General features: G+C 42.0%; 25 protein-coding genes. 19 read left to right on the top strand and 6 right to left on the bottom strand.

The features are described 5' to 3' along the window. The first annotated feature begins 27 nt into the window (after positions 1-27). From B9N86_RS19115 to B9N86_RS19060, 12 genes are all read left to right on the top strand, one after another. Positions 28-726, top strand: a complete 699-nt coding sequence (locus B9N86_RS19115) for a HEAT repeat domain-containing protein (RefSeq protein ID WP_208914725.1) — start codon at positions 28-30, stop codon at positions 724-726. A 65-nt stretch (positions 727-791) separates the two neighbouring features. Then, the gene (locus B9N86_RS19110; protein WP_208914724.1) at positions 792-1670 is read left to right on the top strand and encodes a class I SAM-dependent methyltransferase; all 879 of its coding nucleotides are present in this window, start codon (positions 792-794) and stop codon (positions 1668-1670) included. Positions 1671-1813: 143 nt separating this feature from the next. Further along, complete coding sequence (locus B9N86_RS19105; protein ID WP_208920544.1) at positions 1814-2107, top strand: GNAT family N-acetyltransferase; 294 nt, start codon at positions 1814-1816, stop codon at positions 2105-2107. A 62-nt stretch (positions 2108-2169) separates the two neighbouring features. Then, on the top strand, positions 2170-2634 hold the full coding sequence (locus B9N86_RS19100) for a YdcF family protein (RefSeq protein WP_244562755.1): 465 nt from the start codon (positions 2170-2172) through the stop codon (positions 2632-2634). Between the two features lie 40 nt (positions 2635-2674). Continuing rightward, positions 2675-3202 (top strand): orotate phosphoribosyltransferase, encoded by a 528-nt coding sequence (gene pyrE / locus B9N86_RS19095; protein WP_208914723.1) that lies wholly within the window; start codon positions 2675-2677, stop codon positions 3200-3202. A 68-nt stretch (positions 3203-3270) separates the two neighbouring features. Beyond that, the gene (locus B9N86_RS19090) at positions 3271-3843 is read left to right on the top strand and encodes a GNAT family N-acetyltransferase (protein ID WP_208914722.1); all 573 of its coding nucleotides are present in this window, start codon (positions 3271-3273) and stop codon (positions 3841-3843) included. Between the two features lie 22 nt (positions 3844-3865). Next, positions 3866-4327 carry an NUDIX domain-containing protein gene (locus tag B9N86_RS19085; RefSeq protein ID WP_208914721.1) on the top strand — a complete coding sequence of 154 codons (462 nt, stop codon included), beginning with the start codon at positions 3866-3868 and terminating at the stop codon, positions 4325-4327. Positions 4328-4333: 6 nt separating this feature from the next. Continuing rightward, positions 4334-4873 carry a GNAT family N-acetyltransferase gene (locus tag B9N86_RS19080; RefSeq protein ID WP_208914720.1) on the top strand — a complete coding sequence of 180 codons (540 nt, stop codon included), beginning with the start codon at positions 4334-4336 and terminating at the stop codon, positions 4871-4873. Between the two features lie 24 nt (positions 4874-4897). Further along, a complete protein-coding gene (locus B9N86_RS19075; protein WP_208914719.1) occupies positions 4898-5587 on the top strand; it encodes an HAD family hydrolase in 690 nt (229 codons plus the stop codon). Between the two features lie 120 nt (positions 5588-5707). Next, positions 5708-6160 (top strand): HTH domain-containing protein, encoded by a 453-nt coding sequence (locus B9N86_RS19070; protein WP_208914718.1) that lies wholly within the window; start codon positions 5708-5710, stop codon positions 6158-6160. A gap of 373 nt (positions 6161-6533) precedes the next feature. Beyond that, positions 6534-9197 carry a phosphoenolpyruvate synthase gene (locus B9N86_RS19065; RefSeq protein WP_208914717.1) on the top strand — a complete coding sequence of 888 codons (2664 nt, stop codon included), beginning with the start codon at positions 6534-6536 and terminating at the stop codon, positions 9195-9197. Positions 9198-9958: 761 nt separating this feature from the next. Further along, positions 9959-11629: a hypothetical protein gene (locus B9N86_RS19060; RefSeq protein ID WP_208914716.1), complete on the top strand. Its 1671-nt coding sequence runs from the start codon at positions 9959-9961 to the stop codon at positions 11627-11629. A 106-nt stretch (positions 11630-11735) separates the two neighbouring features. Here the strand turns inward: B9N86_RS19060 and B9N86_RS19055 are convergent, their stop codons facing one another. Further along, the gene (locus B9N86_RS19055; RefSeq protein WP_208914715.1) at positions 11736-11939 is read right to left on the bottom strand and encodes a helix-turn-helix transcriptional regulator; all 204 of its coding nucleotides are present in this window, start codon (positions 11937-11939) and stop codon (positions 11736-11738) included. A 7-nt stretch (positions 11940-11946) separates the two neighbouring features. On the opposite strand from B9N86_RS19055, the gene B9N86_RS19050 reads away from it, so the two are divergent. From B9N86_RS19050 to B9N86_RS19035, 3 genes are all read left to right on the top strand, one after another. Next, positions 11947-12369: a beta-galactosidase small subunit-related protein gene (locus B9N86_RS19050; RefSeq protein ID WP_210190591.1), complete on the top strand. Its 423-nt coding sequence runs from the start codon at positions 11947-11949 to the stop codon at positions 12367-12369. Positions 12370-12837: 468 nt separating this feature from the next. Further along, positions 12838-14019, top strand: coding sequence for a carboxylate--amine ligase (locus tag B9N86_RS19040; protein WP_208914713.1), 1182 nt, complete (start codon positions 12838-12840; stop codon positions 14017-14019). A 60-nt stretch (positions 14020-14079) separates the two neighbouring features. Next, positions 14080-14625: a GNAT family N-acetyltransferase gene (locus B9N86_RS19035; RefSeq protein ID WP_208914712.1), complete on the top strand. Its 546-nt coding sequence runs from the start codon at positions 14080-14082 to the stop codon at positions 14623-14625. A 72-nt stretch (positions 14626-14697) separates the two neighbouring features. Here B9N86_RS19035 and B9N86_RS19030 read toward each other — a convergent pair whose 3' ends face one another. Beyond that, complete coding sequence (locus B9N86_RS19030) at positions 14698-15246, bottom strand: GNAT family N-acetyltransferase (protein WP_208914711.1); 549 nt, start codon at positions 15244-15246, stop codon at positions 14698-14700. A gap of 36 nt (positions 15247-15282) precedes the next feature. Next, positions 15283-15468, bottom strand: a complete 186-nt coding sequence (locus B9N86_RS19025; protein WP_208914710.1) for a hypothetical protein — start codon at positions 15466-15468, stop codon at positions 15283-15285. 227 nt (positions 15469-15695) lie between these two features. Here B9N86_RS19025 and B9N86_RS19020 point away from each other — a divergent pair, with 227 nt between their 5' ends. The 4 genes from B9N86_RS19020 (at position 15696) to B9N86_RS19005 (ending at position 19906) form a co-directional block, all read left to right on the top strand. Beyond that, a complete protein-coding gene (locus tag B9N86_RS19020; RefSeq protein ID WP_208914709.1) occupies positions 15696-16700 on the top strand; it encodes a Gfo/Idh/MocA family protein in 1005 nt (334 codons plus the stop codon). A 4-nt stretch (positions 16701-16704) separates the two neighbouring features. Beyond that, positions 16705-17658 carry an AraC family transcriptional regulator gene (locus B9N86_RS19015; protein WP_208914708.1) on the top strand — a complete coding sequence of 318 codons (954 nt, stop codon included), beginning with the start codon at positions 16705-16707 and terminating at the stop codon, positions 17656-17658. 1 nt (position 17659) lies between these two features. Then, positions 17660-18751 carry a Gfo/Idh/MocA family protein gene (locus tag B9N86_RS19010; RefSeq protein WP_208914707.1) on the top strand — a complete coding sequence of 364 codons (1092 nt, stop codon included), beginning with the start codon at positions 17660-17662 and terminating at the stop codon, positions 18749-18751. An 84-nt stretch (positions 18752-18835) separates the two neighbouring features. Further along, on the top strand, positions 18836-19906 hold the full coding sequence (locus tag B9N86_RS19005; protein ID WP_208914706.1) for a Gfo/Idh/MocA family protein: 1071 nt from the start codon (positions 18836-18838) through the stop codon (positions 19904-19906). A gap of 173 nt (positions 19907-20079) precedes the next feature. Here the strand turns inward: B9N86_RS19005 and B9N86_RS19000 are convergent. From B9N86_RS19000 to B9N86_RS18990, 3 genes are all read right to left on the bottom strand, one after another. Further along, positions 20080-21437 (bottom strand): IS3 family transposase gene (locus tag B9N86_RS19000; RefSeq protein WP_208914705.1). Its coding sequence is split into 2 segments (ribosomal slippage): positions 20080-20984 and positions 20984-21437, totalling 1359 coding nucleotides; the frame shifts between segments, so codons are not numbered across the junction. A gap of 103 nt (positions 21438-21540) precedes the next feature. Next, positions 21541-22479 (bottom strand): aldo/keto reductase, encoded by a 939-nt coding sequence (locus tag B9N86_RS18995; RefSeq protein ID WP_208914704.1) that lies wholly within the window; start codon positions 22477-22479, stop codon positions 21541-21543. 25 nt (positions 22480-22504) lie between these two features. Further along, positions 22505-23500, bottom strand: a complete 996-nt coding sequence (locus B9N86_RS18990) for a Gfo/Idh/MocA family protein (protein WP_208914703.1) — start codon at positions 23498-23500, stop codon at positions 22505-22507. Between the last annotated feature and the right edge of the window lie 108 nt (positions 23501-23608).

Here is a 23608-nt window from a genome sequence, read left to right as displayed (position 1 = left end):
TATCATGCTTCAAAGGAGTCGGTATAAATGTATTATAAACAACTATTTACAAGACTTAATATAGAAGTACCTAATGATTTCATAGAGATTTTGGAGTTACATAAAGAAAAACAAAACGCTAATGAGTTTTCATTAAGAGTAATGGATTCAGATGAGATCGTAGAACTTATTGAATTTTTATCTGATATTGAAGTGTATCAAAATATAATCCCTTTATGGACTGATGACAACTCAAATTATGTTGGAGTCTTTTATCAAGGCCCTTTAAAATACAAAATTTGTTATATCGACCATGAAGAAACTGATATCTCACCAAGCTTCAGAAGTGTAAGCTCATTTATTCGTTCCATTGAACAAGATCCTGATCTTGATTGGAGAGAACTAAAAAAAGAGTACCCCGTAGAAACAGAAAGTTGCCTTCAAGATCTTGAAGATGATCAGAAAAGCATTGATGAGTTAAACCATTTATTGAATTCCAATGATCTTGATGACGATCTCAGATGTCAGCTTCTTTTTTCAATCATGGCTTTAACACCAAAAATGCATCTCGATTCATTGGTCAAATATTTAGATGATGAGGATATGTACGTACAGGAAAGAGCTTGTGAAATTCTAGGATATCACAGATATATTCCAGCTAAAGATAAGTTAATCGAGGTTTCGGAATCTGGAATGCATAATGGGAAACAAGCAGCAAAAGGAGCTCTGTCAAGACTTCGAGGGTGAGGGTTCATAAGGCTCGTAAGGCTAATGTATTATCGCTAACAAACTGAATAAAAGGAGCTTGCTAAATGTCTGATTATTATTGGGACAAGCAGATCGAATATCTCAGAAAAACTCGTTGGTTATACTACAATGATGATTATCTGGACTTCTTGGTTAAGGGAGTTTGGAAGATCGACAAGCCTGTGAACATCATTGATTATGGATGCGGCTACGGATTTCTCGGACTAAAGCTCCTTCCACTGTTACCTGAAGGGTCCACCTACACGGGGATTGACAAGGGTACTGACTTAATCAATCGAGCAAAAGAAATATTTCTAAACCTGCCTTATCCCACTGAATTTAAAGTAGTCGATATAGAAGAAATGGATAGCCAGCCGATGTATGACATAGCTATTTGTCATGCATTTTTATTACATATGACTGATTCTAGGAAAATTGTTCAGAAGATGATCGACCATGTCTTTGATAACGGTAAAGTGATTTGTTTTGAACCTCATTGGATTGCAAATTCGTCGAATTATTATGTTGATAGTCTTGATCAGTCCCAATACATACGGTTAGGGATATTACAAAAATTGTTTGAAGAAGATTCTAGACTAAATGGTAAAGACGGAAACATCGGAATACAACTGCCAATCATCCTAAGTCAATTGGGATTAGACAATGTAGAGTGCAGAGTGAGCGATAGAGTTAACTTCTTAGACCAAAACATGGACTTGAAAAATAAGGAAAAACTTTTTGATTCTTTACGAGAAGAAGGGTTAGGAAAAGAACCTGAATGTTTGAAGGATACGTTAAATAACCTAATGAATAGGGGATTAACGCACCAAGAAGCCTCGGATCAGCATGAGGCTGAATTACTGTTTTCTAGAGAATTTGGACCTCAATCCTGGCTAACATATGCTCCAAACATGAAAATATCTTTTGGAACAGTAAAGAGATAGAGAGGAGCCAGGATGACCATATTATATAAGGAGCTTGTTCCTAGCGGGGAAGATTTTATTAAGCTAATTGAAAGTGCCAGCTGGAAGGGATAACGGATAAGGGATAAGGGGCCAGAAAAATTAGGATTGGCTTTACACAATAGCTGGTATGTAATGTCAGGTATGAAGAAGACAAATTAGTCAGTATAGGAAGGATTATCTCAGACGGCGTATTTCAAGCGATTATATGCGATTTAATCGTGTTAACAGAATATCAAGGAAGAGGGATTGGAAGTAAGATATTAAAGAAGTTGCTATATCAATGTGAAACGAATGAAATATTGATGGTGCAGCTTTTTGCAGCCAAAGATAAAAATACTTATTATAAGAAATTTGGTTTTGAGAATCGACCTGATGATGCATCAGGTATGAGATGGCAATATCGAAACATTTTTTGATGATCGGAGGTTTTTATTTTGCTGATTTCAAATATGAACCCTGAAAAATTAACGAAAGAGTGTTGAAATCGGTTGAGTTATATAAGAATGGTCGGGCACCGTTGATTTTGTTTACTGGGGGAGATAGATTCGGTCAAAGAAACCCCCATGAGTCCATATTTATGCGGGATGAGGCCATTAAACTTGGAGTGCCTGCTGAATCAATTCTTATAGAACAAGTATCAAACCATACAAAAGAGAATATTTTGGCTTCACTTATGGTACTTGATCGTGCTGTAGGATTAGAAAAAATAAATCGTTTATTGTTAGTTAGCGCGCCAGGGCACATGCGTCGATGTCTTTTATTGTTAAAGACGTTTATGTCTCCGTGGTATGAATATGTATGGTGTCCAGATGATCGGAAGTTAGGACAGGCAAACAACTGGTGGACAGATACAACAGAAGAAAAAAGAGTAAGGGACGAGCTGTATAAAGTTATTTACGGTGTGAAGGGGAAATATTTTGTGGATGCAGAAGTTGATATATAAGAGTTGGTAACTACTTTAGAAAGAAATCGAGGAGGACATTATGGATAACAATTTAGCAAAAGAAATCTATGAAGTAGCGCATTTAACAGGAACTTTCACTCTTAGATCTGGTCAAATCTCGAATGAATATTTCGATAAGTATTTGTTTGAATCCAATCCTGCAGTGTTATCTAAAGTGGCTGATCAATTAGCTTTATTGATACCAGATGGTATCGAAGTGCTGGCAGGGCTTGAAATGGGCGGGATACCTATAGCTACAGCTCTTTCCTTGAAATCTAACATACCAGCTGCATTTGTGAGAAAGAAAGCTAAGGAATATGGAACATGCAAGTTAGCAGAAGGAACTAACATAGAAGGTAAGAGAATTTGCATTATTGAAGATGTTGTAACAACTGGAGGACAAGTCATACTAAGTGCCAATGACTTACGGAGTGCAGGAGCCATAGTTGAAGATATGATATGCGTAATTGAACGAAATCCGGAAGGAAGAAGGAACTTAGAAGAGATCGGACTTAAAGTACACTCACTTTTTAAGATGGAGGAGTTAATCGCTGCTGGGAAGTCGTGATATCGCCTAACAAAGTTTTGACACGATAATGACCAAGACGATATTTAAAATACAACGAGGTAAATCCAATGGAAATAAAGAAGATATACGATCTGTCAATTGAAGAATTGAACTCTCTTGGGATATTTGGTTACACATCTAATCAAAAGTATGAAGTGACCAAAGAAGAAACATTACATACATTTTCTTTGCAATTGAATCTAATTAATCTTGATAAGCCGTATGTTAAGCAAGAATTGAATGATGACGATGACCTTGATCGGTATCAGAAGCTTGTTAAGCTGGGGTATTCGCTGGGGCTTTATTTAGATAACAAGCTAGCAGCGATTGCCATCGCCGAACCACAGTTGTGGAATAACACGTTATTGCTGTGGCATTTTCAGGTTCACGAGAACTATAGAAGAAAATCCTATGGAAGTATATTAATGAATAGAATGATTGATTTAGCTGAAGAGAACGGATTCCGAGCCGTTACACTGGAAACACAGAATACGAATGCGCCGGCCATACATTTTTATAAACAATGTGGCTTTATGATCGAAGGAGTCGACTTATCTTTTTATACCAATCTAGATAACGGTAATGAGGAAATTGCATTGTTCATGAGAAAGAAGATAGATAAAGATTATTCTATAGAATAGAAACAACGAGGATGAGTAAAATATGACTCCATGGTATGAATTAAATGAAATTAATGATGACTTCATTAAATTTGTTATATTGATTGCGGAATTTAATGACCAATTGATCATTATAAGAAATAAAAAACGTGGCGGCTGGGAAATTCCTGGTGGCAATAGAGAGCCAGGTGAATCATTACTTTTTACTGCAAGTAGAGAGCTATATGAAGAAACAGGTGCGACTCAATTTGAATTAGAGGCATTTGGAATAACGATGTTGAATGGGAATCATGGCATGGTATTTTTTGCGGGAATAGAGAGTATGTCCGACCTACCTAATTATGAAATTGATGAAATTAAATTCGTCGATCAATTACCAGAAGGGCTGAATTTTGGAGAGATGTTTTATACCGCATTAAACAAGTGGAATGAATACAATCGGAAGAACACACAGAAACACAGTGTTGATATTAAAGACTTATTCGACAACATGGGGTGGGGATGATCAGAAATGTTTAAATATGAAATAGATGATTCTATTTTTCTGTCGTTATTTGAGATCAAGGATGCAGAAAAATTATATGACTTAATCGATCGAAATCGGACTCACCTTGGTGAGTGGCTGAAGTTTCCGAGTGTTACTTTACAAGCGGATGATTCTAAAGCTTTTATTGAGAGAACACGTATGCGATATGCTCAGGATGAAGGGTACTGGTTAGGAATATGGAATAACAACGAATTAGTGGGTTCTATAGGCTATTTATATATAGATCGAGAGAATAAAAAAACGGAAATTGGATATTGGCTAGGTAAAGAATGTGAGGGCAAAGGAATTATTTTTAATTCTGTAAAAGAGCTAATTCAGTATGCTTTTGATGAGCTTAAGTTGAATAAAGTTGAAATAGGAGTCGCTACAGAGAACATGAAGAGCCGTGCTATTCCAGAAAATCTCGGATTCAAACGTGAAGGTGAACTAAGAGATTATGAATATATTAATGGAAGGTTTCTTAATAGAGTAATTTATGGATTAAAAGCGGAGGAATGGAACTGACCACTCCTTGAAAGGACTATGAAGATGACAGTAGAAGCCGTGATCTTTGACTTGGACAATACACTTGTTAATCGAAAGAATGCTTTCATGAAATATTCGGAATGGTTTATTGATCAATTTGTAGTAACCACTGATACACTACATAGAAATGAAATCATCGAATATATACGAATAGCAGATCGAGATGGTTATCGTAAAAGAGGTGAGCTTTATGAAGAACTGTTAACTACTTTGCCAATGAAAAATTCTGAAATAACCGTTAAAGATTTATTGGAACCATGGTTTTCTGAATTTTATAAACATACGGTTCTTATGGACGGAGCTTTCGAAATACTAGATTACTTAAAACAAAAGGATATAAAGCTAGGCTTAATTACAAATGGTTCTGTACACACTCAAAACTCAAAAATAGATCAAGTTATGTTAAGAAGCTATTTTGATACGATTATAGTGTCGGATGAAGTAAAGCTGAAGAAACCAGATAAACGGATATTTGAACTTGCACTTGAAAGATTGAACGTCAATCCCCGAGGTAGTTGGTATGTTGGTGACCATCCGATGAATGATATACAGGGAGCGGTAAATGCAGGACTTAATGCGATATGGTTAAAGGGCTTTATGGGTTGGGGAGACAATATTGAAGAGCCTAAATATGTAATCGATAACTTGAATGCAATAAAAGTGATTTTGGAAGAGGTGGGTCATAAACAATGATAGAACTAAACACAAATGAGTACTATAAATCAACAGGGCCACCTATAGAGTGAAAGTCCGAACAGGCGCTTACTATAGTCAAAGGCATTTCTATTTACGTTACGAAAGGAAGCGGCTGTCATGGTTTCTGTTGAAGTATTAGGCAGTACATGTGGAGACGATGAATTTAGAGCTTTACTAAATAACACGATGAACACCTATCTAATTACACCACATTCATTAAGCAAAATTACTGGAATTGATGAAAATGTAATAACGGGCTTTGCAAACGGTGACATGGATGTATCTATTGATCTTAGAAAAGACTTTAATTCCTTATTGGAACTAATTACGATGCTATCTATAGGCATGGAGAAGGTTGATGAAAACGATAGGGTCAGGGCTATTATTGAAGGCTTGAATCACGTCTATGATATTACAATCGATACCTTGGCACTATATTCCAAAGTGCATAGTGACGATATTTTACAGTTTCTGAAGGATGTTAACTCTGTCCCGCTTGAGAAGCGCTATCGCATCGCAGTCACAAGTCTTTTTCTTCATTACTTATTTAAGCAGTCGCAAAAGATATAGGGTGTCACCGATCGTTCCAGTGCTTCATCCACAATCATGTGAACCGTTGGTGTTGGTGTGAAACTGCTCGACGACTATAAAGCTGCTTATAGGTTGCGGCTTTTTTTGTCGTTCTTAGAATGGAATGGATGTTTTCTTGCATGATCTAATATGATGCCATAAGATCCAATTTCCCCTTTTTTGGATACCCTGTATCTTGAAGGACTGAATTTACTTTAGTCGATTAGCAATAATTTTATATTTTGATACTCTGTTTTCTGATTTCTGACATAGACAGCTCTGAAAAATAGGCTTTTAATCAAGGGAAGCGACAGTTGATTGATCTATTTTTAAATGGATTCAGAAATCATTGAACAAAAGGAAGGCGAATCCAATGAGTAACCATGTATTGCTCTTCCATGAAATTGATCAAAATTCCATACCATACGTTGGGGGGAAGGGTGCTAATCTTGGCGAAATGACAAAGGCCGGTTTTCCAGTGCCACAAGGCTTTTGTATCACCACTTCTGCTTATTTTGCTTTCATTCAGACGAGTGAGAGGATGGATCATTTTTTTCGTTTACTGGATCAAGTTTCTTATGAGAATCTGGATGAAATTCGCGTATTAGGTCAACAAATCAGAGAGCATCTGAAGGAACTTCCAATTCCGGAATCCATACAAGTTTCCATCTTGAAGGCGTGGGGGCAGCTAGGTACAGACAAAGCCTATGCTGTTCGTTCCAGCGCGACTACGGAAGATTTACCAGATGCTTCTTTTGCCGGACAGCAGGAAACCTATCTGAATGTTAAGGGGAAAGAGCAGTTTCTGGAATCCGTAAAATGCTGCTGGGCTTCGTTGTTTACCGATAGAGCTATCGTGTACCGTTCAAAAAATGGATTTGATCATCGTTCCGTGCTGCTGTCTGTTGTTGTGCAGGAGATGATTTTTCCAGAGGTTTCGGGCATTATGTTTACGGCGGATCCGATAAACGGAAATCGGAATACGGTATCTGTGGATGCGAGCTTCGGACTGGGTGAAGCACTCGTATCAGGGATCGTGTCCGCTGATTTATATCAAGTACATAAAGGAGCTATTGTCCAAAAGAAAATTGCAACCAAGAAAGTGGCTATCTACTCCAGTCCAGCTGGTGGTACGGTGACGGAGGAACTTCCCAGAGAAAAGCAGGATCTTCAGGCTTTGGGTGATGCAGACATTATCGAGCTTGCTGAGTTGGGAAAGCGGATTGAGAGACACTATGGCTCTGAACAAGATATCGAGTGGTGCTGGTATGATCAGAAATTTTACATTGTGCAGAGCCGTCCGATTACATCGCTTTATCCGGTTCCTAAAGTTTCGGATGAACATTTGCATTTGTTCTTTTCTTTTGGTCATCAGCAGATGATGCCTGCTGTTCTAAGTCCGATGGCCAGATCCATATGGCGTACCATGTTCCCTTTTGGAAAATCGTCTGTCATCTCAGAATCAAAGTATATGCTCGAAGCGGGAGGTAGGCTCTTTATCGATTTAACCTCGCTGCTGCAAATTAAGCAGGCCCGAAAAGTTGTACCGCTCTTGTTACGCGAGGTTGATGAGCTTATTGGGAGTGCGTTCCGGGAATTTGTTCAACGACCGGATTTTATACAAAATCGAGTCGACCCAGGCGTAAAAAAGAAAGTTAAAAAGACGTTATTCCCGATTGCCGGAAATGTATTGAAAAATATTTTGATAAGAAATCCGGTTGAAGCCATGCCGAGAGCTCAAAAAATAACTCAGGGCTATTTGCAGGAATGTCAGGCTTATATCCGTAATGCCTCTGGCGCTGAACGTATTGCAAGAATTCAGGAAAGTTGCGGCAGTTTTGTGTTGCCGCTTTTTACGAATGTAGCGACTTTGGTAGCGCCAGGAATGATTGCTATGAAACGAATTCAGTACTTGTCAAAAAAATGGCTGGGGGATGACCATAGCGTAAGTCTGTTAAACAAATCTTTACCCGGTAATGTGACGTCGGAAATGGGTCTCCGGATTGGGGATTTGGCAGACATCGCCCGGCAGAATCCTGAGATTGCAGAGTACCTCAAAGTAGCGACAGCTGATCGTTTTTACGAAGACCTTAAAGAAACAGATAAGAATGGGGTTTTCACCAAAGAGTTTATGCTCTTTATGGAGGAATACGGTATGAGATGCCCCGGAGAGATTGATGTGCAAAATGTGAGATGGAAGGATGATCCGACTTTACTTGTCCCTTCTATTCTAAATCAGCTTCATGGTCTCAGGCAGGGAGAGCATCGAGCACGCTTTAATGCGGGGATGATTGAAGCAGAAGAAACAGCTAGGGATATCATAGCCAAGCTTCGCAAAACTCCTGGAGGACTTATGAAAGCGAAGATTATGACAAGGTGGATTCGTATTTTCCGGAACGTGATGGGGCTGCGTGAATGGCCTAAATATACGATGGTGCAGTATCTCGAAATATTTCGAACTGCCATGTTGGAAGAAGGACAGAGGCTTGTAAACGGAGGGGTCTTGAAGCTGCCATCCGACGTGTTTTATCTGACACTCTCCGAGCTCTTCAATCTTGTAAAGGGCGATGAACATGTAGATGCTCAAAAAATAGTGGAATCAAGAATGAGGCAAATGGAGCAGGACCAAAAACGTACACCTCCACGAGTGATTACAAGCGAAGGGGAAATCATTACAGGGAAGCGGAGCAATGCCAATGCACCGGAAGGGGCACTTCTTGGAACACCTGTATCTGCTGGCATTGTCGAAGGCTATGCCAAGGTTGTACTTAAGGCGGACGAAGCAAACCTGAGCCCGGGCGAGATCTTAATTGCCCCATTTACGGACCCGGGATGGACACCCCTCTTTAACGCGTCCAAAGGGTTGGTTATGGAGGTTGGGGGAATGATGACGCATGGTGCTGTTATAGCCAGAGAATACGGTATTCCCGCCGTGGTAGGCATCGATAACGCAACTGAATTAGTGAAGGATGGGGATTGGATTAGAGTTAACGGGACCGAAGGTTATATTGAGATCCTTAAAAGGAATGGAGAATAAGTAGAAGTATTGCGATCTAGGCAGGCCACTCAAGGATTCATCCTGGGGGGCCTGCTTATTTTTGTGGTTCACGGGCCGCTTTCTCCCTCAGCGGCTTGTCCATCGGTTGCTTATTAAGCATTTGATTATGTTAGACAAAGTTCGTTCGTTGCATCGGTAGTGAGAGCGGACTTACATAAATTAGTTGAGTTTGTACCTACAGAGCGATAGCTTCTCGCTTAATCGGTTTACGTCCATTATTTCGTTAACGATGACAAGGTTTTTCGATATATTTCTTTTAGATCCACGGTATTTTGAATGTACATTTGAAAACTATATCATCTAAAATTGCTTCCTAGATTGTGACGTAATTTTAACAGTGCTATTGGTTTATGGAGGAGATATGCACAAAGCAGCGGAGAGGACGAAGCGATTCCGGAGAAGCGGTAGCGGTAAAAGCTTTCCAAAGGAAAGCTCGCATCGAAAGCATATGCTCTTTGTCCCCGAATTTCTTCCACTAAGAAGTAATTCAGGAAATTCGGGGGGCAAGAGCGATTGTAGGAACGATTCGTAATCGTAGCGTCTCATAAGAGACAAAGTAGCTCGGTCATCGGGTTTTTCGGTTTTTGTAATGAAAATTGGTTCTGTTTAGTTCAATTAAGTTCAATATACAAATTAAAACCGTTCGTTTTAGTTCAAATCACGGTTTATATGATTGCCAAATGAACGAAAAACCTGCAATATAGAAGGTGGCATTGTATTAAAAGAAGGGACGTGGAGACGTGATACATACACAAGGCTTGAAAAGTCCTTATCAAAAGCGGCAGGCTGAAATCATCAGTCTAATCGCCCATAACGCGGAAAGCAGAACACTTCTGGAGGGCAGCTTGTGGTTTCACAACGATGTCAGAAATAACTTTTATTATGCTTCCTATCTTTTTGCAGCTGCAGTAAATCCTGAACTTCCTGTGGAGTTTGACAGAGAGCAGGCCAAGGGAACAGCAGAGCGAGTGCTGCTCGAAGTACTTTCTCTGCAAAATCAACAGCTTGGAACGAAGTTGTACGGTCACTGGCCGCTCGGACTTCATCCCGTTCCGCAAGACGCGCCTCTGAATGAACTCCCTGTTGAAATTATGGGTTCATTGATGGCTTATTTTTTCCAGGAATATGGTGCTCATTTCAGCGTGCAGCTGAAAATGGCCTTCGACCACACACTAGAGCATATTTATAACAGTGGTTTCTTCCGAAAGCCTGTGGTTTATTACAACCACCACGAGGCAAAATATACGGCGGCGAAGCTTATTTTCGGGACGTTGTTTGATGATCAGGATTTAAGAGAAGACGGCCTGAACAGCCTGAAGACAACACTTCAATATATAAAGAGCAACGGCATGCCTGAATACGGAGCTCTCCCTTGGTTCTGGCATTGGGTGCAAGCGTTCACCTGCGCACTTGAAATAACGGGTGACAGTGACATGGAGCTGAAGAATTTATTGTGTGAAATGCTGGATTTCTTGTGGAATGAGCGGGCATCGTTTTATTTGAAAGGCGCTTGGGTCGGTCCGCATTCCCGCGGCTGGCCGCATGATATTCCGGGAGATGGTAACCTACTGCACGATTATATTCAATTCGGGGATTTTGTGCTGCCGAAGGAAATGCCGCGTACGGAATATGCTGGATTTTTGTTCTACGAGGCTCCAGCAAGTGCACAGGCTACGGCATTGAAAAAAAGAGAACCGATTGAGGTGAAAAAGCTAACGCATAAGGTAGTCCCCGGCGCTTCGGAATTCCCTAAACTCCACAGCTACACCTATGTTACTCCAGACTTTGCTGCAGGTGGTCTGTGGGAACGGGGTGATGAATTTGATAATGAGCAGTTAAGATGGAGCTTCTCACTTCCGGTGTCGGGAGAAGGTGAGGCCAACCAATTGTTCTTTTTCCATCCGGGTGACTACTATTATGAGGGTGATCCGAGACATCAAAGTGGGCATATGGAAGTGCTATATCATCGGAATGTGATTATGGCGCTATTTCCAGTTTCGAGTGAAGATCAAGATAACCTTGTTGGCGTGCTTCCGAAGGGAAAATGGATTATGCATGATCGATCCTTGTTCGGACAAGCGAGGGGAGTTTATTTTGCCATATATCTTTCTGTTCCTTATGAGCTTATACAGAGAAATAAATATATCGAAGTGGCAGCGAAGGGCTTGCCAGGTGGGGTTGTAGTAGAAGCAATCCGATCTGCTGAAGCAGAGGAACAAGGGATTCTGGGGCTCGAGCAGTTTGCCGATGCCATGAAGAAACACAGTCCTGAGTTTAATAGTTCTTCGACGGTGAAGGCTACCTATACAAGCTGGGTCGGAAATCATAAGCTCATATGTACTGCGGGCAGCGGAATAGCGACTGCTGAAGTTGACGGAGCAGCTGTTTCTTTTGATAATTATACCGTGTAGAGTCTATATGACTAAGTAAAGCTGGTTTAAAAGATATCGACTTCGTGAAAAATCGAGATGGGACGTCCCATCTCGATTTTTTTATATAACAGGTGCATAAAAGCGCTCATATACCAAAGCCATGAGATTTCTTAAACTGCTCCGGGGTCATACCCTCAAGTCTTTTGAATACGGTGCAAAAATAACTCGGGTGCTCAAAGCCGGATCGCATGGAGATGTCCTGTATTTTTTGTTCAGGCTCCAGAAAAATCAGCTGTTTACTGCGGTTAATCCGTTCCCTGTTCACATATTCCATCGGCCGAATATTCATAGCTTGCTTGAATAGTAAGCAAAGGTTCTGGCGCGCTTTGACTGATAATGACAGAGGTAACAAGCTGGAAGAGCGAAGTGCAGTCTGGCGGTCTGTTAGTGAAGAAAGACGTCTACAGAAGTTAAGATGTAAGCAGTGGCCGTCCTCTGCAACGATAGAAGTTCATTATCTCCTTCCAACATCTCCGGAATCATTCTGTACATTAATTTATACTGTGCGCGGGGATGGAGAGGTGCAGGTGCTGCAGCAATTAACCCCAGGAACCGGGCTACCCGAAATACCTGAAGTGGGGCTGATGTTTGAGCTGGACGGATCGTTTGATCAATTGTCTTGGTATGGCAAAGGGCCGTTTGAAAATTATTCAGACCGGAACACCGGCGCTAAAATCGGTCTTTATTCCGGCACGGTGAAGGCTCAGTGGGTTCCTTAGCTGCGGCCGCAGGAGTGCGGTAACAAGACGGAGGTCCGCAGAGCCTCGACTACGGACAGTCAAGGCACCGGAGTCATCATTCAAGGCTTGCCGAAGTTTGAACTGAACGTGCTACCGTAAAGGTGTGGTCAAGTAAGAGAATGATTAATGCAATGAGGAGTACGAGAGAGCAGACGCTGGAGTCCGGCCAGATACATGAAAGAGACGAATTCACGTGTGGCTTCGTATACGGAGATTTCTTCTTTTAAAACCATTGATTATGCACGTAGCGTCTTGGGACACCCCTTTTTCGCCCCAAGAAGTCCATGTTAGCAAAATATCATTATTATGCTATATTATTGCTTAAGACTAGAATATTCCAAATCCTCACTGAAATTGGATGTGAGACAAGTATATCTCGGTTATACATGCAGGTAACAACGAATTAATAAGTTTTGATCATTGCAGAATGAAAGAGAGGTTCTTAGAATGAATCATAAAGCTGTTGTCCTCGGTTCGAACTTTTATATAGGACTAAGCGTCATCCGATGTCTTGGAACTCATGGTATGTACACGGTGGCTATGGACTATTCCAAGGAAAATACATATGGTGCCAAATCCAAATATTTAAGTGAGCAAATTATTGTTCCCCACTATAAAGAGCAGGAAGACGAATTGGTCAAATTCCTGATCGAGTATTCCAAGCAGCAGGAAGGCAAGCCAGTTTTGTTTGCGACGGTTGATCCGTATGTGGAATTTGTTGACGCCCATTTGGATGAGCTGAAACCGTATTATCTCATAAACATGACGGAGCAGGGATTTTGGAGCAGCATAATGGATAAGGCATTTTTACATACTCTTGCTTCTAAGCATGGGGTGCGGCTGCCCGAAACGGTTCACCCTCTTGAAGAAGGTTTTGAAGATAAGGTAACAGCTGAGATTGGTTTTCCATGCATCGTGAAGCCGACGGACTCCCCATTGTTTGTATCCACTTTCCGGGCGAAGATTTTTATATGCAAGACTATGGATGAAGTAAGAGCAGCTGTCAAAAAAGCCAATGACGCTAATCTTGAGGTTGTTGTGCAGCGGATTATACCGGGTTTTGATGACCATGTGTATACATTTGATGCCTATCTGGATCAAAACTCCAAGGTTACCCATTGGATGACTTGCCAGAAGCAGAGGCAATTTCCGATACATTTTGGAGCCTCCACGTATACAAAGCAGAAGTATGTAGAGGAGCTGTATACGATCGGAGCACCTTTTTTGGAAGCGATAGGATATAAGGGCTTTGCCGAGATCGAGTTTAAAAAAGACGCGAAAACAGGTGAGTTTTATCTTCTGGAGATTAATGCAAGAACGACAACCTTGAACTCGCTGCTTCACAAATGCGGTATTAATTTCCCACTGTTGGCTTATAACGAGCTAACAGGAAAAGAGATTGGAAGCAAGGCGCTTCGGGAAGATACGGGGATAGCGTTTTGTTTTCTGACAGAGGATTTGATATCATCCAGGCAATACGTTAGAAACAAAGAGCTGACCAGAACCGAAATCTTGAAGTCTTATTTTAGAAAAAAGGCACCTGCAGTATGGAGCTTTAAAGATCCGGCCCCTGCTTTTTCATTCACCTATATGATGCTGAAAAAAGTGAAGAAGAAGCTTGTAGGGTAAAGTTTGGACGGAGGCTGAGCTCAGAGGCTACGGGATAATCAACAGACGTGGGGGATAAATATGTTCTTAAAAACAGATAGAATAATCATTCGCGATTTAGAAAGAAAGGACAAGGAAAATTTATATAAAATTGTCCATCAAAAAAATTTAGTTCGTTTTATGCGAGATTGGTCAGAAGATAATTCATCACCAGAAAGTTTTATTGAGTATATTGACTGGCATCAAAGTCAAAAAGAGTCAACCGATGTATATGAAAATAAAAGATATGCAGTAGTCTTAGCCAATACCGATGAACTAATTGGAATGGTAGGTATGGGAATTGAAGATACGTTAAATGAAGTAGAAATGGCATATTTTATAGATGAACATTACCAAGGTAAAGGATATGGTACAGAGGCTTTATCTACTTTAATGAAATGGTGCTTTGATGTGTCAGATATTTCATATTTGATATTAACAATAGACTGTGCAAATGAGGCGTCATGCAAAGTGGCTGAAAAAGCAGGGTTTGAATTATTTGAAAAAAGAACCCCTATTAGTCATAAGCAACCTAACATGGAAAGCGAAAGTTATTATTATTATCGTAAATACAGGGAAGAATCATAGTTACTGCAGGACAGAGGCTGAATCAGCTTCTGTCCTTGACTTTTTTAATCCATCCTAGGCTGCTTGAGTAAGTTATGGGGAGGGGAGAATCGTATTTTGATGGATGTGATATAGTACATGCTTGTTTAATGGACTGTCTTTCTCAACCTTCGGGTGACTGAACGTTTTAATAAATCGCATACCGATTTTTGTCATTACGTTTTTCGAAGGCTCATTAATATCGGCTGTAAAACTGTAAATATCGCGAAGGCCCAATTCGTTAAATCCGTATTGCAAGCAGGCTGCAGCACCCTCCGTTGCATATCCTTTTCCCCAAGCTTCTTTTTTTAGTCGCCAGCCAATTTCTATACACGGTGTAAAATCGGCCTTAAATGTTGCCCTATGAAATCCTATAAACCCAATAAATTCTTTATTATCCTTCACTTCAACGGCATATAACCCAAATCCGCATTCTTTAAGCTCGGAAACAATGGATTGATAGAATATTTGGGTTTCCTCCGTTGATAAGGATTTAGGGAAATATGTCATAACCTCTTTATCTGCATTGAGTTTACTAAATGGCTCCAAGTCTGCTTGTTCCCAGTCACGAAATTTCAATCTCGCGGTTTCCAGATAGATCATGGTTCATCCTCCAAACGAAGTATATTATACGCTTTATCATACTACCAACGGCATGATCAAGAACAGAAATAACGCAAGATTTATGATGGAGCTTATCGCAATTTCATAGCTGAAGGAAAAATAATAAACGTCTGTGCTTTGGTCATTCATTGGCACATAATTGTATATTCCCGTAAATGGCGAGATAGAGAGAGTTGAAACGACAGCAGACAACAATTTCATGAAAGGTCTGTTATACAACGGTCTCCTCACGTATCCAACCTCCATTTATTGAGAATAAAGCATAATAAATCTAATTATAGTATGTCATTTATGAAACCGCTCACTATATTTTTATGTGTCGTAATTTTATATAATATTTGTCGTATAGTTCTACTAAAAAAATGATTCAAGATGTGTTACTTTTATAAGTGAATGTCAGGATATTATATATTGGGAGGTATGACCAATTGAGCATTAAAATCGGCAAGATCAGCTACTGGCATGTTCACGCCTGGGATTATACGAAACAGGCTCAGGAGCATGACGATACGGAGATTGCAGCAGTCTGGGATGAAGATCCGGTACGCGGAAAAAAAGCCGCCGATCAGCTTCAAGTTCCATTTTATGAAAATCTAGATGACATGCTTGCTCAAAAGGATCTCGATGCGGTCATTGTGGATGCCCCTACGAATATGCACCGCGATGTTATGCTTGCAGTTGCCAAGGCGGGAAAACACATCTTTACCGAAAAAGTGATTGCTCCGACATTAACGGAAGTGAATGAAATTGTGTCAGAGGTTGAGAAGCAAGGCGTGAAATTGACTGTTTCTTTACCTCGTTTAAATGATGGATACACGCTGGCTGTTCAGGACATTTTGAACCAGGATCTGCTTGGAAAGATTACTTACGTCAGAGTCCGTTTGTCCCATAACGGGGCTTTAGCTGGCTGGCTTCCTGAACATTTTTATAGTCTGGAGCAATGCTTTGGTGGTGCGCTGATTGATCTTGGCTGTCATCCGATGTATTTGACCCGGTTGTTTTTGGGAGAAGAGGTAACTGGAGTGAGCGCTAATTTCGGTTATGTGACAGGCAAAGAGGTAGAGGATAATGCAGCAGCAACATTGCATACGGCATCTGGTGCAATCGGTGTGGTGGAAGCGGGCTTTGTGAACTGTCACTCCCCATTTACAATCGAGGTTCACGGTACCGAGGGTACTTTGTTGTACGGAACACCAGAAGAGAAGCTCCTGCTAAAAACGAACCGCTCCGGAGAAGGCAACCCGGTCTGGACAGAAGTGCCTGTGCGTGATAATCGTGAAAGCGCGTTCCATCAGTGGGTTGGTCACATTCAGAATGGTACAACAGCTGATGATAATATTAACATGGCTATAGAACTTACCCGTTTGATGGAAGCCGCTAACCTTTCTAATAAAGAAGGCCGTGTTGTCCGGCTGGAAGAGTTAAAATCTTAAGTTTATGGATGATTTAAAGCGTGGAACCACTTTTCCTTACGGAGTGATGTTTGAGAAGCAGGATATGCTCGAGAGGCTGGACATTCGGATCGCGTGGGGCCATTACGAGATTCATGTTTTGAGATTTCATCTGACCACGTTTTCCCCGGGAAAAGTGATAGATTTTCATAATCATGCTGAATTTGAGTTTCATTTTATCCCGAGAGGTAAGGGGCGGGTGATTCTCGAGGAGCAGGCTTACTCTTTATCGGAGGGGATGTTCTATTTAACGGGCCCTGGCGTCATGCATTATCAGGAGGCGGATATCCATGAAGCTATGGATGAGCTTTGTCTGCATGTCGATATTACGGAGAAACTAAGGATAGATGTTGACCCCTGGGAGGCTGCTGAGGCTGAGGAGTGTATCGAGAAGTTGAGAAAGCTACCGCTCATACCAGCCTATGATTCCCATAAAGCGATGAATTGTTTTCTCGAAGCCTATCATGTGTGTGACGGTAAGTTTGCAGGATATTACACATCGATTAAACAATTGGTCATTAGTATTTTAATGAAGGCCGCAAGAGCTTACGATTCAGATGGAATTCGAGCAGAGGCGCCGGTTCGGGATATGCTTTCTTATCGTTATCAATATGCCATTCATTATATGGAGGCAAATTATCCGGCAAGCCTTACGTTGGAAAATGTGGCTGAGAAACTGAATATCAGCCCAAGGCAGCTGCAAAGGGTTTTTAAGCAGATGAACCCGAAAAGCTCCTTTAGTAAGGCGCTGGAAGATATCCGATTGGAAGCGGTATGCCGCAGGCTGAAAGAAAGCTCGATGCCGATTGAACAAATTGCCCAGTCTGAAGGCTTTGCGAATGCTACCTATTTACATGCGGTGTTCCGCAAGCGTTTGGGCATGACGCCAGGAGCATACCGCAAGGCAAAAACAAAAATAATGAAAAGTGATGGTGATTAGGATGAGTAAAGTATATCGTGTAGGTATTATCGGATGTGGCGGAATTGCGAACGGCAAGCATTTGCCGAGTTTAAGCAAGCTGAACAGTGTTGAGCTTGTAGCGTTTTGTGATATCGTTCAAAGCCGTGCAGAAGAAGCAGCTTCAAAATATGGTATCGACGAGGCAAAGGTTTATTCGGATTACACAGAACTGCTGCAGGACGACACGATTGATATTATTCATGTTCTTACGCCAAACGAGTCCCATGCAGAAATTTCTATTGCTTCCCTTGAAGCAGGCAAACATGTTATGTGTGAAAAGCCGATGGCAAAGACCGCTGCAGAAGCACGTAGCATGGTTGAAGCAGCAAAGAGAAGTGGTAAGAAGCTGACGATCGGTTACAACAACCGCTTCAGAGAAGACAGCTTGTATCTGAAACAGCTGTGTGAAGATGGAGAGCTTGGTCATGTTTATTTTGCAAAAGCGCATGCGATCCGCAGAAGAGCCGTTCCAACCTGGGGAGTATTCCTGGATGAAGAAAAGCAAGGCGGAGGCCCGTTGATCGATATCGGTACCCACGCGCTGGACCTTACTCTGTGGATGATGGACAACTACAAACCGAAAGTAGTTCTGGGAACGAAGTATCACGAGCTTGCTAAAAAAGAGAATGCTGCGAATGCTTGGGGTCCGTGGGATCCGGAGAAGTTCACGGTAGAGGATTCAGCCTTCGGCATGATCGTTATGGAGAATGGAGCTACGGTCATGTTGGAATCTAGCTGGGCACTGAACTCTCTTGAAGTGGATGAGGCGAAGTGCAGTTTGAGTGGTACAGAGGCAGGTGCGGATATGAAGGAAGGCCTTCGTATCAACGGTGAGAAATTCAGCCGCTTATACACCAACAACATTGATTTAGGGTCTGGCGGGGTCGCTTTTTATGAAGGTCGTGAGGAAAGTGCGCCGGATATTGAGATGAGAAAATGGATTGAAGCGATTGACAAGGATCTGGAGCCGGTTGTAACTCCTGAACAGGCATGTGTCGTTTCTGAAATTTTGGAAGCCTTGTATGAATCGGCCCGTACCGGAAAAGCCGTTTATATGAATGAAAACAAATAATAAAGATAACGTTTATCTGCACAATATATTTATAATTTATGAAGACACATGTTAATTGCTGAAGATCAAAGGAGCTGTAAATTCATGACTACTACTAAACACGCTATCGTCATCGTAGGGTATGGAGGTATGGGAAGTTACCATGCCAAGCTGATCAAGGATAACAATTATCTTGAAGTTACAGGAACGTACGACATCTTGGAAAATCGTCGGACAGCGTCTATTGAAGCAGGTTACCCTGCTTATGAAAGCTACGAAGAGGTACTGAGCGACTCTGCCGTTGATGTAGTCCTCATCGCTACGCCTAACGATGTGCACAAAGAATTGGCACTACAAGCATTTAAAGCCGGCAAGCATGTCATCTGCGAGAAGCCGGTTACCCTTTCCGTTCAAGACTTTAAGGAGATGGTTGCTGCCGCTGATGAAGCAGGCCGAGTGCTGATGGTTCACCAAAACCGCCGTTGGGATGAAGATTTCTTGACGATCAAGCAAATGTATAACGAGAAAACGATTGGGGACCTATTCCGTATTGAATCAAGGGTTCACGGGGCTAACGGCATTCCAGGAGACTGGCGCCATCTCGAGCAACATGGCGGCGGCATGCTCCTCGATTGGGGCGTTCATCTGCTGGATCAAATCCTCTTTATGGTTGACAGCCGGATTACTAGCCTGAGCAGCCGCTTGAGCTTTATTTTGGGCGACGAAGTTGATGACGGCTTTGAAGCTAATCTGCAATTCGAAAATGGGGTATCCGCCGTTATTGAAGTCGGAACGACCAATTTCATCACGCTGCCACGTTGGTATGTCAAGGGAACCGAAGGAACAGGTGTTATTGAGGACTGGTCTTTAAATGGCAGAGTGGTTTCAAGAAATCAGGATGCCGTTAAAGTGGAACCTACTCCGATTCAAGCTGGGGTGGGCCTGACCAAAACGATGGCTCCTCCTTCGGAAGAAGCTACCATCACAGGTACGCTTCCTGAACCGTTCCGTAATTCCAGCAGCTTTTTCGACAACTTTGCGGCTGTCATTGAAGGAAAGAGTGAGCCGATTGTGAAGAACGAGGAAGTGCTGCGTGTACTGAATCTGATTGATGCTGTATTCGAGTCAGGCAGAACGGGAGAAACCTTGAAGGATTTTGATATTTACCCTGCGTAAGGAAACATAGCAGCAGGAGTAATTAACAGAAATGAATCGTACTGCTGAAGATCAGTTATGTTTTAGAACTACTCTAAAGCCATAACTGATCTTTTGTTTTTAAAGTTTAAGCAATTCACTGCAAAAAACCACCTGCTCTGAAGTGACCCCATAAAGTTAGACAGGTTATGTCATTAGGCGACTTGTTGGGCATGAATTCGGTACTGTACCGGACTCATGCCTTTTAGTTTTGCCTTAATACGCTTGTTGTTGTAATAATCGATGTATTTTGATAGCTCTTTTTTAAAATGTGCGATACTTTCAAATTCCTTTAAATACAGAAATTCAGATTTCATGATGCCAAAGAAGTTCTCGATGACAGCGTTGTCGTAGCAGTTACCTTTTCGGGACATACTTTGCTTGATACCGCATTCTTTGAGGGCATGACGATACTGTTTCATCTGATAGTGCCAACCTTGGTCAGAATGAATAAGGGGCTTATCTTCATCTGTTAATCGGCTACATGCTTGATCTAACATCGTTGAAACAAGCGAGTAGACCGGTCTTGAACCGATCGTATACGTAATAATTTCACCATTGTATAGATCTAGCATTGGAGATAAATACAGCTTTTCTCCAAATAATTTAAACTCTGTAATATCTGTAACCCACTTCTCATTTGGCTTTTCAGCGTAAAAGTTACGTTCTAATATGTTCGGTGCAATCTTGCCAACCGTCCCTTTGTACGAACGATATTTTTTCATGCGTACCAAGCATTTTAATCCCAATACTTTCATCAAACGTTGTACCTTTTTATGATTCACACGGTATCCACGATTCACTAACTCGTCACGAATACGACGATAACCATAGCGCCCCTCATGCTCCTCATAAATGGCTTGGATAATGTCTTTTAACTCCGTATCTCTATCTGGCATCCCAAACGTTTTTACCGCGTAATAATACGTGCTACGAGGGATATCTGCTAGCTGTAGAAGTGCTTTCACCGAAAATTCGTTCCTTAGTTCATAGACTACTTGAGCTTTGTCTTGTTTGGTGATTTTTCCTTGTTTTGAACTAAGGCATTCAACTTTTTTAAATATGCATTCTCCATTCGTAAACGCTCTACCTCTGCATGTAAAGCCTCTACAGATCCTTCTACTAACGTTTGATTCTTTTGTTTATTAGATTCTTTTTTCATGGGTGAACGCCCCTTTTTCTTTGGTTGTAGAGCGTCCATTCCATGTAATTCTAAGCTCCTTTGCCAGCTTAAAATGGTACTATGACTCGCAATATTAAATACCGCAGCCGTTTCTCTAACAGACGTCCCAAATTCGTTCATATAATTAAGTACGTCTAGTTTAAACTGTACAGGATATGATGTATAGCCCTTTTTAAAAGCTTCATCACCATGATGCTCATATTGTCTAATCCAGTTTAAAAAGACAGTATGGTGAATACCTATGGATTTTGCGATAGCTTTTAAGCTGTCGGATCCCTTTTGGTAACGCATAACTGCTTGTATTTTTTCATCTGTACTGAATCTGGTCATATAAAAACTGCACCTCCAATAGTTAGATGGTGTCTAACAATTGGGGTGCAGTTCACTCCACAAAGATTTGCTTACGGGGCAAGTGGTCTTTTTATTAAGCAGGTTACAGCTGATCTGATGTTAAATCCAGCCAGTTCATTTCTTCACGCGACAGTTTTAGGAGCGCTCCCTCTTGACAGGAGGTAAGCTCTTCGGTACTTTGTGCACCGATTAGGGCGCAGGCCGGAAACGGCTGATTCAGCACGTAGGCGAGAGCAATCTGTATTGCCGTTACATTTTTGGAGGCTGCGAGCTGTTTCGCACGCTCCAGTCGCTCCCAGTTGTCATCATTGTAGAACACCCGAACCAGGTCTGCATTATCACGGATTTCCGGTGAGAAACGCCCAGTGAAAAATCCTCTAGCTTGGGAAGACCATGACAACAGTGGAAGTTGCTCCGCTTCATGCCAAGCACAGGTCTCGGCATCTGCGGAGACACACCCTGTCCAGAACGGTTCATTGGCCTTCGCGAGGCTTAAGTTCGGACTGCTGAAGGAGAACCCGGCCAAGCCGTTCGCTGAGGCATATTCGTTCGCTGCCTGAATCCGCTGCCAGGTCCAGTTGGAAACTCCGATGGCTCCGACGGTTCCAGATGCCATGTATTCATTCAGGGCTTCCACAACTTCACCGACTGGTACCGCAGGGTCATCCCGGTGCAAAGCGTACAAGTCGATAAAATCGGTCTGTAATTTTTCCAGACTCATCGTAATGTCGCTTCGGATGTCCTGTTTGTTCACACGGGGGCCGTTCTGATCATGATGAGCACCTTTTGTCAAAATGACCCACTGGTCCCGATTGCCCCTCTCCTGCATATAACGCCCGATGACTTCCTCACTTTGACCCCCGCAGTATATATGGGCCGTGTCAATGGAATTGCCGCCGATGGAAAAATAAGCATCCAAATTGGCAGCGGCTTTCTCATAATTGTCGTGATAGAAGTAATCGGATCCCTTCATCAGGACAGATACAGGTTTGTTTAATCCTTTAATGGAGATGGTTTTCATAACTGCTTAACCTCCTTCAATCCAGTTAAAGTGTAACTCTTATTCGTTCGCGGGCAGACAGCAAGCAAGCATCAATTACTTTCATATTGCTGATCGCGTCTTCTGTTCCAAAACGCAGTGGTGCGTTATTCAAGATAACATCGGCCAGATGATCTCCTTGCTCACTGTAAGCGTTTGCCTCAGAGATCGCTATTAGTTGTCGTTCACCGTTTTTGTTCAGGTAAAAATGGTCGCCGCCTGCCGGTATGCTGTAGGCGTAAGGAACTTCGATGCTTCCTTCCGTTCCGAGGACTTCAAGCGGGTTTCGGAACGCTGCCCACATGCCGCAATCAAACGTTAGTGACACAGCATTGCCAAATTCGATCAGTCCGGAGGCCATCATATCGACATCATCATGCTCTGGAGAGAAGAACGCTTGGACGGTAACAGCTTCAGGTTCCTGATCCAACAAAAGACGGGCAGCGTGAATAGGGTAACAGCCAACATCGTAGATTGAACCGCCTCCCCAATCTTTTCGATAGCGAACATTTTGAGTGTCCGCCGCATTGTTGAATGTAAATGAACTGTGTATGGCGCGAATCTGGCCAATGGAGCCTGAATTTAGCAGGTCCTTGATCATGTCATAGCGCGGATGATAACGATACATGAAAGCTTCGGACAGGATGACACCAGCTTTTGCTGCCGCTTCCGCCATTTCAGCTGCTTCACGCGCCGTTAACGCAAGCGGCTTCTCGCATAGAATATGCTTGCCTGCTTCCGCTGCCCGAATGCTCCATTCTTTATGCAGATGGTTCGGAAGCGGTATGTATACAGCGTCGATATCAGGGTCCTCCAGCAGAGCTTCGTAGCTACCGTATGCTTCTGGAATATTGAATTCTTCTGCTGTAGATTTGGATTTGTCTATATCGCGGCTGGCGATGGCAGATACTTCATTGAACTTGGATTCCTGGAGACCTGGAATGACCGCCCGTTTCGCGATGCTGGCGCAGCCCAGTATACCCCATTTAAGTTTGCGACTCATATGAATGATCAGCTCCTAAATGTAATTAATATTATATTGTGATTATATGAGACCGATTCTAAAATTAATATAGTATTATTTTGTGAGTATGTATAACAATATTGTCAT

This window comes from Paenibacillus uliginis N3/975 (assembly GCF_900177425.1).
GTDB classification, from domain to species: domain Bacteria; phylum Bacillota; class Bacilli; order Paenibacillales; family Paenibacillaceae; genus Paenibacillus_AQ; species Paenibacillus_AQ uliginis.
The sequence above is the reverse complement of the archived record's forward strand: the minus strand, read 5'-3'. Positions and strand labels throughout refer to the sequence as shown.

Excerpts from the sequence above, each read along its gene's own strand:
- B9N86_RS19065 (WP_208914717.1), top strand. The coding sequence starts at position 6,534 with ATGAGTAACCATGTATTGCTCTTCCATGAAATTGATCAAAATTCCATA.
- B9N86_RS19015 (WP_208914708.1), top strand. The coding sequence starts at position 16,705 with ATGGATGATTTAAAGCGTGGAACCACTTTTCCTTACGGAGTGATGTTT.
- B9N86_RS19005 (WP_208914706.1), top strand. The coding sequence starts at position 18,836 with ATGACTACTACTAAACACGCTATCGTCATCGTAGGGTATGGAGGTATG.
- B9N86_RS19025 (WP_208914710.1), bottom strand. The coding sequence starts at position 15,468 with ATGAAATTGTTGTCTGCTGTCGTTTCAACTCTCTCTATCTCGCCATTT.
- B9N86_RS19040 (WP_208914713.1), top strand. The coding sequence starts at position 12,838 with ATGAATCATAAAGCTGTTGTCCTCGGTTCGAACTTTTATATAGGACTA.
- B9N86_RS18995 (WP_208914704.1), bottom strand. The coding sequence starts at position 22,479 with ATGAAAACCATCTCCATTAAAGGATTAAACAAACCTGTATCTGTCCTG.
- B9N86_RS19030 (WP_208914711.1), bottom strand. The coding sequence starts at position 15,246 with ATGATCTATCTGGAAACCGCGAGATTGAAATTTCGTGACTGGGAACAA.
- B9N86_RS19070 (WP_208914718.1), top strand. The coding sequence starts at position 5,708 with ATGGTTTCTGTTGAAGTATTAGGCAGTACATGTGGAGACGATGAATTT.
- B9N86_RS19055 (WP_208914715.1), bottom strand. The coding sequence starts at position 11,939 with ATGAATATTCGGCCGATGGAATATGTGAACAGGGAACGGATTAACCGC.
- B9N86_RS19110 (WP_208914724.1), top strand. The coding sequence starts at position 792 with ATGTCTGATTATTATTGGGACAAGCAGATCGAATATCTCAGAAAAACT.
- pyrE (WP_208914723.1), top strand. The coding sequence starts at position 2,675 with ATGGATAACAATTTAGCAAAAGAAATCTATGAAGTAGCGCATTTAACA.
- B9N86_RS19075 (WP_208914719.1), top strand. The coding sequence starts at position 4,898 with ATGACAGTAGAAGCCGTGATCTTTGACTTGGACAATACACTTGTTAAT.
- B9N86_RS19080 (WP_208914720.1), top strand. The coding sequence starts at position 4,334 with ATGTTTAAATATGAAATAGATGATTCTATTTTTCTGTCGTTATTTGAG.
- B9N86_RS19090 (WP_208914722.1), top strand. The coding sequence starts at position 3,271 with ATGGAAATAAAGAAGATATACGATCTGTCAATTGAAGAATTGAACTCT.
- B9N86_RS19035 (WP_208914712.1), top strand. The coding sequence starts at position 14,080 with ATGTTCTTAAAAACAGATAGAATAATCATTCGCGATTTAGAAAGAAAG.
- B9N86_RS19115 (WP_208914725.1), top strand. The coding sequence starts at position 28 with ATGTATTATAAACAACTATTTACAAGACTTAATATAGAAGTACCTAAT.
- B9N86_RS19085 (WP_208914721.1), top strand. The coding sequence starts at position 3,866 with ATGACTCCATGGTATGAATTAAATGAAATTAATGATGACTTCATTAAA.
- B9N86_RS19010 (WP_208914707.1), top strand. The coding sequence starts at position 17,660 with ATGAGTAAAGTATATCGTGTAGGTATTATCGGATGTGGCGGAATTGCG.
- B9N86_RS18990 (WP_208914703.1), bottom strand. The coding sequence starts at position 23,500 with ATGAGTCGCAAACTTAAATGGGGTATACTGGGCTGCGCCAGCATCGCG.